The 493-nt window shown below is 45.8% G+C and carries 1 protein-coding gene; it reads right to left on the bottom strand.

Features of this window, described 5'->3' with window-relative positions; genetic code table 11:
* Positions 1 to 493, bottom strand: a 493-nt coding sequence (locus WKT03_RS12600; RefSeq protein WP_340392367.1) for a DUF5979 domain-containing protein, incomplete at both ends; no start/stop codon positions are given.

The following is a 493-nucleotide window of genomic DNA, read 5'->3' on the forward strand; positions in this document are numbered from 1 at the left end:
CCGGGATGTCATTGATCGTTACGTTTCCGTTTGCAGGTACGCTGATTCCTGTCTTGGTTGCACTTATGCTTCCATCTGCAAGAACATATTCACCGCTTGCGTTTGTTACATAGATCATGAATGTCTTGCTGGAATCAAAGGTATATCCCGCAACTGCCTTGGCTACCGTCAGGCTTCCCTTATCCTGGGTATAAGTGTTCGTTACGGTTGCGGTTGCTGTCGCATCCTTGGTGACGGTGACATTACCTTCACCACTGACTGCTAAGCCATAGTTTGCAACTGCTGTTCCGGTTTGCTCTTCGCTTACATTATATGTGCCTACAGGTATGTCATTGATCGTTACGCTTCCGTTTGCAGGTACGCTGATTCCTGTCTTGGTTGCGCTTATGCTTCCATCTGCAAGAACATATTCACCACTTGCGTTTGTTACATAGATCATGAATGTCTTGCTGGAATCAAAGGTATATCCCGCAACTGCTTTTGCTACAGTTAA

It is taken from the genome of Coprococcus sp. HCN-4056 (assembly GCF_037892645.1).
Taxonomy (GTDB): Bacteria; Bacillota; Clostridia; order Lachnospirales; family Lachnospiraceae; genus Coprococcus; species Coprococcus ammoniilyticus.